This is a genomic window from Rhizobium sp. AC27/96 (assembly GCF_001692325.1).
Taxonomy (GTDB): Bacteria; Pseudomonadota; Alphaproteobacteria; order Rhizobiales; family Rhizobiaceae; genus Rhizobium.
In genome coordinates, this window is record NZ_LXKN01000048.1 from 1 (window position 1) to 11,040 (window position 11,040).

General features: G+C 60.9%; 5 protein-coding genes and 5 pseudogenes. 5 read left to right on the forward strand and 5 right to left on the reverse strand.

The genetic code is table 11. The annotated features are described in order from the left end of the window. Positions 1-614 precede the first annotated feature (614 nt). From A6U86_RS36095 to A6U86_RS35710, 3 genes and pseudogenes are all read left to right on the forward strand, one after another. Positions 615-1,193, forward strand: a pseudogene (locus tag A6U86_RS36095) (autoinducer binding domain-containing protein); the annotation flags it as partial. A gap of 42 nt (positions 1,194-1,235) precedes the next feature. Beyond that, a pseudogene (locus A6U86_RS36100) lies at positions 1,236-1,493 on the forward strand (N-acyl-L-homoserine lactone (AHL) synthase); the annotation flags it as partial. A 119-nt stretch (positions 1,494-1,612) separates the two neighbouring features. Continuing rightward, on the forward strand, positions 1,613-1,960 hold the full coding sequence (locus A6U86_RS35710; protein WP_068398012.1) for a hypothetical protein: 348 nt from the start codon (positions 1,613-1,615) through the stop codon (positions 1,958-1,960). A gap of 39 nt (positions 1,961-1,999) precedes the next feature. Here the strand turns inward: A6U86_RS35710 and A6U86_RS27535 are convergent, their stop codons facing one another. The 3 genes and pseudogenes from A6U86_RS27535 to traA all read right to left on the reverse strand — a co-directional run. After that, entirely contained in the window at positions 2,000-4,471 is a 2,472-nt protein-coding gene (locus A6U86_RS27535; protein ID WP_068398015.1) for a zeta toxin family protein, read from the reverse strand. Positions 4,472-4,473: 2 nt separating this feature from the next. Further along, positions 4,474-4,743, reverse strand: coding sequence for a hypothetical protein (locus tag A6U86_RS27540; RefSeq protein WP_068398027.1), 270 nt, complete (start codon positions 4,741-4,743; stop codon positions 4,474-4,476). Positions 4,744-4,770: 27 nt separating this feature from the next. Beyond that, a pseudogene (gene traA, locus A6U86_RS27545) lies at positions 4,771-8,617 on the reverse strand (Ti-type conjugative transfer relaxase TraA); the annotation flags it as partial. On the opposite strand from traA, the pseudogene A6U86_RS36105 reads away from it, so the two are divergent. Then, positions 8,602-9,231 (forward strand): annotated as a pseudogene (locus tag A6U86_RS36105) (transposase); the annotation flags it as partial. The pseudogenes traA and A6U86_RS36105 sit on opposite strands and share 16 nt — an antisense overlap. Before the next feature lie 638 nt (positions 9,232-9,869). Beyond that, positions 9,870-10,178: a WGR domain-containing protein gene (locus tag A6U86_RS27555; protein WP_068398021.1), complete on the forward strand. Its 309-nt coding sequence runs from the start codon at positions 9,870-9,872 to the stop codon at positions 10,176-10,178. 62 nt (positions 10,179-10,240) lie between these two features. Here A6U86_RS27555 and A6U86_RS35715 read toward each other — a convergent pair whose 3' ends face one another. Both A6U86_RS35715 and A6U86_RS35720 read right to left on the reverse strand, forming a co-directional pair. Further along, a complete protein-coding gene (locus A6U86_RS35715; RefSeq protein ID WP_169055352.1) occupies positions 10,241-10,414 on the reverse strand; it encodes a hypothetical protein in 174 nt (57 codons plus the stop codon). A gap of 325 nt (positions 10,415-10,739) precedes the next feature. Continuing rightward, a pseudogene (locus A6U86_RS35720) lies at positions 10,740-11,040 on the reverse strand (hypothetical protein); the annotation flags it as partial.

The window sequence follows — 11,040 nt, forward strand, 5'->3', positions numbered from 1 at the left end:
GCACTTCTATCTTAGGTATGTGACTGGTCATAATGGGCACATTACTCCTAACACTTAACAAGTGGGAGATCGTGTCCGGAGATTTAGGGGGCCACTACAGTGACCGCATGGTCAAAAATATTTTTTGACCATGGCGAAGGGCTAGCTCTTTGCGGAAGACATTCAACTTGATCTAGCAAATTTTCCACATCCTCATCGAGTTTGAAAGACTTCACGAGGTCAACCAAAACAGGCTTGAAGCTACACTACCTAGTTCAACGTCGATGCAGATTTTAAAAATATTCGCATGATGAGAAGTCCGTGCGTCATAGCATTCCAAGACGGAAAAACCTCAGTCGAAATTTTTGATTGAGGCTCAGCACCGAATTTGCTCACCTACTTTTACGGAAGACCACAGCGAACGTAGGTCGGGAGCAATATCGGCGTGGGGTCCACAGTGCAAAAACAGGTCGCTCCTTATACGACGTACCGAGTCGTTTGTTTTAGTATAAACCCAACCATGCTAATCCGCACCTCGAATTGGCCTATTGATATGCATGAATGTAACGTCAATTGAGCCGGAAGGCCCTTCGTTGCTACGTCAATGTTTTACAGCGAAGTTTGCCGGAGCTTAAATGGGGAAACTGCGAATAAGGAGCGGATTTCAAAACCTGGTTCGAGAAGTACAAAATGCGCTAAAGGTTGATGATGCATTGCGAATACTCGAAGCGGCGTACGGGATCGACTTCGCCACCTACCATCTGGCTTTGACCGTCGCAGACGTGGTCGACACTCCGTATGTTCGCACGACCTATCGCGATGCCTGGATTGCTCGATACCTGCTGCGGGGATACGTGAAAGTCGATCCGATCGTCCGCGAAGGTCTCATCCGGCAAATGCCTTTCGATTGGCGCGAGGTCGAGGTTCCACAGGCGGCCCATGACTTTCTGCTCGACGCCCAGGAACATGGTGTTGGAGCCAACGGATATTCCATTCCCATTGTCGAGAAGAAGCGACGCGCTCTCTTCTCCCTGAATTCCAGGAAGTCCGCCGGCGAGTGGAGCAAACTGGTAGAGACGTATAGCGACGAGTGGCTCGATCTTTCGTTTCTGATCCATAGAAAAGCGGTGTTCGAACTTCACGGCGAACATGATCCAGTTCCGCAGCTAGGCCGGCGCGAGAAGGAGTGCCTTTACTGGTCGGCTCTTGGTAAAACGAACGATGAAATAGCCGAAATTCTCGGCCTTTCGATGCAGCGGATGTGCATCGATGAGGATGCGATCGATCGAGACTTTCCTGGCATGCGGGCGGACAGCGCCTTTTGCCTGCTGCTTCTTGCCTTGTGCGAGGCGGCGCTTGCCAATGGCATCAACACGATGATCTCGAACTACGAACCGCACATGCGCCGCGTTTATCAAAAAGCCGGCGCCGAACTCGATGAACTCGGGCGTTCCGACGGGTATGGCCGTCACCCGGTCTGCTGCGGCGCCTTCGAAGTTTCGCACCGCGTTCTCGGTGTCATGCGCGCCAAACTCCAGGTGGACGGGCCGCTTTATCACCGGCCAGCGTTTCCATCGCGCGTGCCTTTGCGCCGGCGTTGCAATTCGCCTGACCAAATGAATTGGAAGTTCTCATGGCCAAATACATTTCCGAAACGGTTGCCTGGGTCGCAGATCCCGACCGGATCGCAAAGACGCTCTGCGGATCGCTAAGTGATTGCGCTCTGTCGGTCGAGATCGATGGCCCCGACCAAGTTCTGAACTTTGGCGACGGCAGGGCGATCATCAAGCCGAACGTTTGCGGCCTGCACCTTCGCGTGGAGGCTGAGGATCCACTAACATTCTTCGGGATCCGGTCCTTGCTGCAGGTATCCCTATCCCGGGCCACGAACGATCAATCCGGGCGCCTCGAATGGCATGCAGCCAGCGGCGAGCTGTTCGATGTCCTCGGTCGGCGAGCGCGGCGCACCGGCGGATGCTGACAGGCCGCGTGCCCTGTCAATAGTCGGGGTTGGGCGGAATCAACGCCGTATCCCGAGCTGGGGTGTGCTCACGATGTTACGTGCCTGTCTAAGTGACTTGTCCTGCAACGCGTCGGCGCGGTTCTGAACATGCTTGAGTGAAGCAGCCTGCTCCGGCGTTATCCTGAGAGACGACGCTAACCTCGTGAGATTTCCCTCTTTCAGGTTAACTCGATCCTCCGAAGAAAGCCGTTTGGTCATCGCCAGGGTGAGCTTCTCGAACTCACGACGGAGGACTGGATCCGCATTCAAACGACTTACTTGCGCCTGGTCGGTCCCCGACAGCAAGGCAGAGAGTTCTTTCGACGGCCTGGGGACCTCGACCTTGTATCGGGCCTGCTCCTCGCGGTGGCGCAGGTTGATCTGATGCCGCTCGAAATCGACCGCCATCCCATAATCGGCCAGGGCCGCCGCGAGCTGCGGAGCGTGGGCCTCCGCTGTCTGGCGTGCCGGGCTCGATCCTCTTAGCCATTTCCTTGCCTCTCCCGCCATTTCACCAAGGCGGCCCTCGCGCACATCATCGCCGGCGACCGCGCCGCTCTGCGCACTGGTGATCCGCTCGACAGAGCCCGAAACCGCCTGGCTGTTGCCGAACACCAGCCTCGACAGATTGTCGATCGCCGCGCGCTTGTCCGCAAGGCGGGCAGATCTGCGTAGCCGATCCGTGATCTCGCTCTCGGAGAGATCGGGCAAATCCCGTGCTGGAACCAGGACATCAGATCGAGCCGTACTGCGCTCCCGGACGTGGCCCCCTCCAAGATTACGTTCGTTGTCGGCAATACCACGAACAAGCTCGCCGGCGGCACGGCGCCCTTCGGCGTCGAGGCGACTATGCTGGGCCGTTTCGGTCAGGACAGCCTCCATCATGGTTTTGGCTCGTGCCCGGTTTTCCAGATCGGCCGTTCGTAGCCGAAGGTCGTCCCGCAGCATGCGGACCGGCTCTCCCCTTTCGTCCACGATGATCGTGGACATCGCGGTACGCTCAGCGATCGCCATGTTGCACTCGAGTCGCCCCCGCGCCTGGGCAATTGCCACCGCGTATCCCGGCTCTACGACATCGGACATGGCGGCGTCCTCGGGCATTTTGCCGGAAGCGACAGCGTTGGCGGCGCGAGCGAGCGTCTTGCGCATCCCGGCGGTCTCGAGCCAGGAGTCGACGACGTTGGCCAGACGCGACATACGATCGGTTCGGCCAAAGATGTCACGGTCGATGGCGGCCCGGTTCAGGGCGACATCAAAAATTTCCGTCAGCCGGCGGCGAGATCCATCCGGCGTTTCAACCGCGAGACCGGCTGGCATTCGATGCGCCGCCGGGAACTCTCGGGCGCCGCGCTTGTCCTGGACCATTGCCCGTGTCGACACGATGGTTCCGTTCTCCGGAAAGAGACCGACGTTCCGGGCGGCTTCAACCAGTTTCAGCGCCATGTAGCTCTGCGATAGTCGACCGACTGCGTGGGCTTCGATATTGCCGATCGGCCGACGTTCGGCATCCCGCAGCGCGTTGTCATACAGCTCGACGAACAAGCCGAGCGCATCGGCGCGGCTTTGAAGGATCGACCGGCCGCGCCGTTGCCCGTTTTCGCCGTGAGCATCGCGACGCTGGGCGAGCAGGTGGCTCACGTCTTCAATGGCGCGCGCCCTGACCGCGCCGGTGCGATCGTCCGGCGCCCGCCGTTCCTCCATGCGGCCGAGAACGTGGTTCCAGTCGTCGGAGAAACGCTGAAGTTCACCGCGTGTCATCGGCCGCGATTGCTCGCGTTCGAGTGCGACCCGAGCCTGGGGCGGCTGCGACCACACGCCCTCACGCCGCTCGTTGTCGTAAAGGATCGTCCCACCGCGCGTCCTAAGCTGGACCCGGTCGACCAGGCTTTCGCTCTCGATCTTCTCGAGGCTGACGCGTAACCCGGTGACTGCGGCATCATGAACGTGCTGCGGCGGAATGCGCGCCGCATCGCCTACGCGCAGCATCTCCTCGAAGCGATAGTGGTTCCCCTGCCAGCTCAGTCGCGGATTGACGGCGACGGCACGGGCCTCGACGTCATAGCCGGCCGCGCGAGCCATGCTGATGACGCGGGCGACATTTTCCGGCGTGCGCATCGTCGTCTCGAAGACGATGTTGACGTTGCGCCCCGTGGCGGCGGCCAAGAGCTTTTCCGTCCAGCGGCCGGCGTCAGCCTGGGTGAACTGCGATGCCGTTTCTGGATCGTGCCGCTGGAAGGCGAGGAATTGCGGATGATAGGAGCGCAGATCGTCGCCAACGATGCGGATCGTCGTACCGGATCGATCGAGCTCGGCGTGGCTGGCAATCAGCACCGCGGTTTTGCCGGCGCCCGGCTGGCCGCCGAGCAAGATAAGGCGGGGCCGCCCTGCCCGGCCGATTCCATCAGGCAGATAGTCGGGCAGAATGTCGTTGCGGAAAATGCTCTCGTTTCTCTCCAGCGAGAGCGGCCCGGATTCCCGATCATCCGCCATGATCAGAACTCCGCCCAGAACCGGACTTCGTCCTTGACGCGCGGCCCCCAGAGCGCGATCAGATCCTCGACGGTTTCCTGATCGGCAACGCTGATGCCTTGCTGGGTGGCGATGAGATCGCGGCGACGGACCCGCAACACTTCCGCCGCGTCAGGGTCCGTCCCTTCGAGCTGGTAGACGCGGGCCGTGACGATGGCGCGCGCCTGATTGAGTAATTCAATGGCGATCTCGGTGCGGAGGATCGCGTCGTAAGAAATTTCCTGCTCAGCCATGTTCATCTCCTTTCAAGTTTATTTTTCTCAGCGAATGACGCCGCGAGCGCGGTCGAGGACCCGCCGCTGCCGCTCCGCCACGATTTCCTGGCTTGCCTGCATGCGCACAGTCTGCTGCAGGATTTTCAGCCGGTCATGCATCGCCCCGAACGCGGCGCGTTGCGAAGGCGATACGCGGTTGATGACATCCTTCTCACCGCGCAGAATGGCGTTTCGACCGAAGCGATCGTCGAGCGCCCGACTGACCGCGACGAATTCCCGGCGGATCGCGGGATCGAGCGAGCCGCCCGCCACTTCAAGTTTGGCACCCTTTTTCTTCATCGCCGCTGAGAGTTCTCGCAATGCGTCTTCGGCGGAAGCTGACAGTCCCGGAATAGAGACGCTCATGCGTTCGCGCTCCCCTGTAATCGCCCGGATCTCGGTGTCGAGAGCAGTAGCATAGGAGGCACCCAGCGACCGGATGCGGCTTGCGGCCTCCGGAACGGCCTGAAGCGCGTCCTTTCGCTCGCGCCCGACGGCCAGCAATCTGTCCACGATACGATCGGAGCCGCGCAACGCACCATAAACTGATGGATCGTTGGCGACGGCTGCCGCGATCCGATCGCCCGCGATGCCTTTCAGGACCAGAGCCTCGATCTTGTCGACGGCGCCGGCGGGGTCGCGCCAGAGACGCGCTGCCGTATCGATAAGAGCCGTCCGATTGTGGCCGTAGTGGGCGACAGCACGCGCCCTCTCCCGCGCTTCGTCCTCGACAGACGTTTTGAACTCGGTCACGGCTGCGAGCATCGGCAACACGGATATCGTCTCCCTCCCCGGCTCGACGCTCGCACCGGCCACGATCTTCGAGCGATCCTTCCGTTCGACAAGATGCTGTTCCTCGGCAAAGCGGCGCACGACGGCAAACAGGCGCGTCAGTTTCTCGCGACGCTCCGGAGTAAGATCCTCCGGCATGCGCTCGACCATGCTGCGCTCGGCAATGGCATCCGCCTTCTCCGTGAAGGCGGACCATCCAAATCGCGCCGTTAGCGCCTCATTGACCGCCTTCGCCTCCTGGACCAGCAAACGGTCCTCGACCGCATAGGCAAAAGCCGTCTTGTAAGCGTCCTGCCCGCCGCGGTCCCGCACGGCTTCGATTTCGACAAGGCACGCCATTGCCGGTTTCGAGAGGGCGGGAACCGACATGGACATGTGCGCGCGGCGTTGTTCCTCACGGATGCCGAACCGTTCGGCCTGTCGGCGGAACTCTGTCGCATGGGCACGGGCCAGCGGCAGCAACTCCGACAACGCGGCCATTGCTGTATCGTGCTCGGTGCGGTCGGCACGCCCATCGACCAAAAGATCCGATCCCCGCAGGCGGCCCAGACGCTTCGGCTTGGTCTCCAAATCCTCGACGAGCCGGCGCGGCTCGATCCGTGCATCGGAGGCGAGAGCATTCAGTCGGGCAAGCGCGACATCGGGATCGCGATAGATCTTTTGCAGGACCAGCCGAAGGATTGCATTCCGCTCCTTCCACCGCTCCGAGGCAATCTGCGCCCGCCGTGCATCCTCATCGACGCTGCGGGCAAACGTGGTGGTGGGCGGGATCAGATATTTCCCGCCAGTCGGGACTTCTGCTCTGACGGTTTCGTTCTGTGCCTCGTTGTAGGAAGCGCGCCGTTCGCGCTCGATTGCGAAGCCAAGCGCCACGCTCGCCCTCTCCCAAAGCCTCGCCACCTGCTCGCGCTTCTCGGCAAGCCACGCCAGCCGCCCAGAAACGCCCTCTTCCATCCCGGCCACGACCCCGGCGAGCGTGTCGATACCGCGCCGCCTTGCAAAGTCGCGGGCATGCGCCCGGTAGCCTTCTTCGCTCTCGAAATCCAGCGTCGTGGTCTTCGCGCCCGACCGGCCGAGACGTTCGACCATCTGCTTGAACAATTCCGGCCGGTGGCTCTCGCGCTCGATCCGTTCCCGACGGGCGTCGGCCGTTTCCTTCAGTTCCGCAGTCCAGACATTCCGATCGACCGTCCGTTCCTCGAAACTCTTGTTCCCCGTTTTCTCGTCGATGACAGGCACAGTGACCGTGACCCGTTCGACGCCGTCCTTGCGCAGGCCCACCGTATCGCCTTCCGAGACGCCGCCCTCTTCCAGCGCCCTCGGCAGACTGACGCCCCAGAGCCGATGCACAGTTCCGTCATCCGTCTTCACATCGGCATAGGGACTTTCGTCGGCATCCTCATCATGGGGCCGGAACTTTGCCATCCCGGTCTCGACCAGCTCGCCGATAACGCCGGCGGCATGATCGACCCGGGATTTTCCACCCCATTCGGGTTTCGGCTCGAAGTCCTCACGGGCAGCATAAAGATCGGCCCGATCCCGATGACGAGTCATCGACACATAGGTCAGGTGCTGGTCCATCATGCCGGTAGCGAGAACGAAGGTCCGGTCGACGGTTGCACCTTGAGATTTATGGATGGTCGCGGCATAGCCGTGATCGATGTTGCGATAGCTGTGCTCGCTGATGACGACGTCGCGGCCATTGTCGAGACGGACCGAAAGCAGAGGATCGCCGCGTTTGTCGCCGGTCGAAACGACCGTTCCGAGCATCCCGTTCTTGACATATTGAGGGCCGAGACGCCTTGCGCGCGGCTCGAGGAAGCGGGCGTTTTCGAGGAAGATGATCCTGTCGCCGGCGGCGAACTCTCGCACGCCACGCTCCGTCTGAAATTCGCGGGCAGCCGTCAGTGCGCCGTCATCTCTCATGACCTGACGCAGCGCCTCATTGAGCCGCTTCACGTCGTCATTGGTATGGGCGAGGACAAGCAACTCGTCACCGCGCAACCGGACCGGCTGTTCGCTATCGGCAATGTTCCGGATGAGATCACGGCGTGCATCGGCCCAGTCGGTGACGATGCGCTCGACGATGTCAGCCCGGCTCTCTGCCTCAAAAATCCGTCCCCCACGTGCATAAGCATCCAGCGCTTCTTCGACCTTGCCACGGGCGAAGAGACGAGAAGCCTCACGCGCCCAGTCTTCGCGCTGGCGGCGCACACCGGCCAGTTCGGCAGAACCGATCCGTTCTGCAATCGCCCGGAAGGCCGCACCGGCCTGGATCGGCTGAAGCTGCATCGCATCGCCAACCAGAACCACCTTCGCGCCTGCGTCCTCGGCTGTCTTAAGGACGCGGGCCATCTGCTGTGAAGAGACCATGCCGGCCTCATCGACAACGAAGACGTCACCGCGACCAAGCAGGTCGCGGCCGTTCGCCCAGGCGAGCTCCCACGAGGCGAGTGTCCGCGACCGGATGCCGGAACTGTCCTCCAGACCTTCGGCCGCCTTGCCGGCGAGAGCCGCCCCGAAGACACGATGATTTTCGCTTTCCAAGGCGACCCGCGCGGCAGCGAGGAGCGTCGACTTGCCTGCCCCGGCAAGACCGACGACGGCGGCAACGGCGTTGTCCCCAGTAACATGACGGACCGCGTCGACCTATTCACTGTCGAGCGTGAAGGGCTTTTCCGGATCGGCCTTTTCGACGGCCCGAACCGCCGCCGCAATCTTGCCCTCGCCGATGCCGAAGCCTTTGCGCTGCGACAGGGCTTCCGCCGACTGCGCCATGTCGTATTCGGTGCGCAGGATCTCGCGCGTGGTGAAGATCGCCGGCTCCGCCACCTTGCCGGTCTGCCGATCCACCTGCTGAGGCTTCAGCAGAACTAGATCGTCGGACGCCATCAGGCGGGCGCGAATGTTCGCGAAATCTGTGGGATCGTCGACAGTGCGATGCAGCGCCTTGGCAATATCACGCTTATCGAAGGTGGACCGTTCATTGCCAAGCTTGCTTCAGCAGGAGTTCGGGTTCGGCGAGCAACCGGTCGGCCATCTCCTGCCGTCGTGCCAGATCATGACTTGAGGGGAATTCTCCGAAATTTTGGCCTCAAGGTCGGCATCGTAAGCACGTTGAACTTCGAGCAGAGAATACGCGAACTGATAGATAATGACGAAGAGCTGCTCGCCATTGTGGGGCCGCTGCTGGCGGCCAGGCGCGAGATCCGCTCGCAATTCAACATTCTTCATCGCCGGCTTCTGGCAATTGCGAAGAACGATGGGATTTGCCGCAGGCTTATGACGGTGCCGGGCGTGGGAGCTGTCGTCGCGCTCGCCTATCGCAGCGCCATCGATGTCCCTGCTCGCTTTCAGAACTCAAAAGCCGTCGGTGCGTTCGTCGGGCTGACGCCAGCATCTCATCAATCGGGAGAGAAAAGCCGGGTCGGCAAGGTATCGTGCAGTGGCGATACCATGGTGCGAACGCTTCTGTACGAAGCGGCCGTTACGCTTCTAACTAGAGGTCAGAAATGGTCATGGCTGAGAGCATGGGGCATGCGGATCGCAAAAAGCAGAGGCGTCAACAAAGCCTTTGTCGCCATCGCTCGGCGCCTGGCTGTGATCATGCACCGCATGTGGCAGGACCAGACCGACTTTCGCTGGACCAAAGAGGAACGCGTTACAACAATTTGAATCACCGCTTGAGAGCGTCAACGCAAGAAATCGGAATTCCGCGTAGCGCGGAGTGAAATCGTCCGCAGGACGAAGGATAAGATGAGAACGGAAAATCGGTAGTGCCGGCACCCAACTGGATGCCAGGACGCGAAAGGAGATAGTTCCATCTTGTTCCTAAATCCATCATGAGAGGGCCACTGTGCCGATCTCGAAGAGAAGCAAGGGCCTGCGGTCGAAATCGCCAAGCTATGTGGACATTGGAGAAGCTGCGCCCAGAAAAATGTGCTTGAAATCAACGGCCGAATAGAGAAACCGATTTTCTCTGTGCTGCTCGCGGCGCAGGGAAAATTGGAGGGGCCGCGATGTCCTTGACGCCGGAACGGCGGGTGCAAAATGGGACGTCAGAGAGAGATAGAACCGCGTCCCGAAGGGGCGCGACCGCTTGCCATCACCGATGGCCACGGGAGGCTCCAGCTTTCTCCGGACAATGACACTTGGCAGAGGCATGCTTCTTGCTGCGAGAGGATCGTGACCCAACTGGGCAGAGACCGCATGCGGGCTCCGGTCGCAGCGCGACTAGAGCCGCGCGCCATCGGCGCCTCGCCCGAACGCCATTCTTCACGAAAATGAATCGGTCGGACCTGTAGGATTCACATATGTCGTTGGACGCGGCAGCGCTGTGTGACGATCATCCCGGCATGATTTCGCAACCCTACCAGCTCTATGTCGAACGAACGGACCCAGCCAAAAACATGGCCAGGTACTATGCCATGGAGATCGAGCAGACGATGTTCGGAGAGGCTTGCCTGATCCGGCGATGGGGAAGGATCGGTAGGCGCGGGCAGGAGAAAGAGCATGTTTTCGAACGGGAAGAGGAAGCGGTTCTGTTGTTCCTCGACCTGCTGAAACAAAAGCGTGCTCGCGGATATTCGCCAAGAACAGGGCTTCAGCACTCGCAAAGCTGACCTCGGTCGCCTGTGAGTTTCGAGCGACTAAAAGGAGGGCCGCCGCAGCGGCCCCTGACGCATCATTTGCGCCGGTCCCAGTCAGTTTCGAACGAAGCCTCGATCTCAACGAAGTACGGAATCTTGACCGCGAGCTTAAGGCCGAGCTTTCCCTTGCGGAAAAAGTGACTGATCACCTTGCCGAGAGCTCGAAGACGGCGGCCGGTGGCGCTGAGGAATTTGGCGAGTTGGCGCATGATATTTTCTCCTTTCGATAAGCTGTCATCGCGGGGTGAGAGAGCTGACCGGAAAGGAGGGCTGCACCGGACGGCCGTAGCGCATGTGGAGGACCTGCGGGCGACTGAATTTTGATCCGCGAGGAGCCGCCCGGCGGCGGGGAAAATTCTGGCGGCGGCAGGTTGCCGCCCGACACCGGGCTGCAACATCCCCGATGTCGATGACAGCGCGTCGAAGGGAGAAGTGCGGCAAGACGCGAGGCATCGCCGGACGATCCTAGTCGCTCCTGCACATGGATCAACGGCCGGTCGAACCGGTCGAAAGTTCTGCCCGATACCAGGCTCGTTAGAACAGGCGCAGTTGGCCATTCCTCTCGATAACGGTTGCCGATGGCTCCTGCTTGGGCGCGGACGACCTGGCAGCGACAGGCGCCGCCCTGTGCGGGATGGCGGGCGGAAGAGCCATTGCCCCCGCGCTGGCACTTTCCCTTGCCCCCGCGAGCTTTGCCGACCAGCGTCCCATGACATGCGCCATCGTGTGCCAGTCCTCCCGGAACCGCATTGCCAGGCTATCGCCCACAATCACGGTCGCCGGGATATGAAGAAGCGAAAACTGGATGTAGGCCATGTGGACCGCGCGAGCGTCG

What these genes read in the sequence shown, in the direction of transcription:
- A6U86_RS35710 (WP_068398012.1), top strand. Translation starts at nt 1,613, where the DNA reads ATGGCCAAATACATTTCCGAAACGGTTGCCTGGGTCGCAGATCCCGAC.
- A6U86_RS27535 (WP_068398015.1), bottom strand. Translation starts at nt 4,471, where the DNA reads ATGGCGGATGATCGGGAATCCGGGCCGCTCTCGCTGGAGAGAAACGAG.
- A6U86_RS27540 (WP_068398027.1), bottom strand. Translation starts at nt 4,743, where the DNA reads ATGGCTGAGCAGGAAATTTCTTACGACGCGATCCTCCGCACCGAGATC.
- A6U86_RS27555 (WP_068398021.1), top strand. Translation starts at nt 9,870, where the DNA reads ATGTCGTTGGACGCGGCAGCGCTGTGTGACGATCATCCCGGCATGATT.
- A6U86_RS35715 (WP_169055352.1), bottom strand. Translation starts at nt 10,414, where the DNA reads ATGCGCCAACTCGCCAAATTCCTCAGCGCCACCGGCCGCCGTCTTCGA.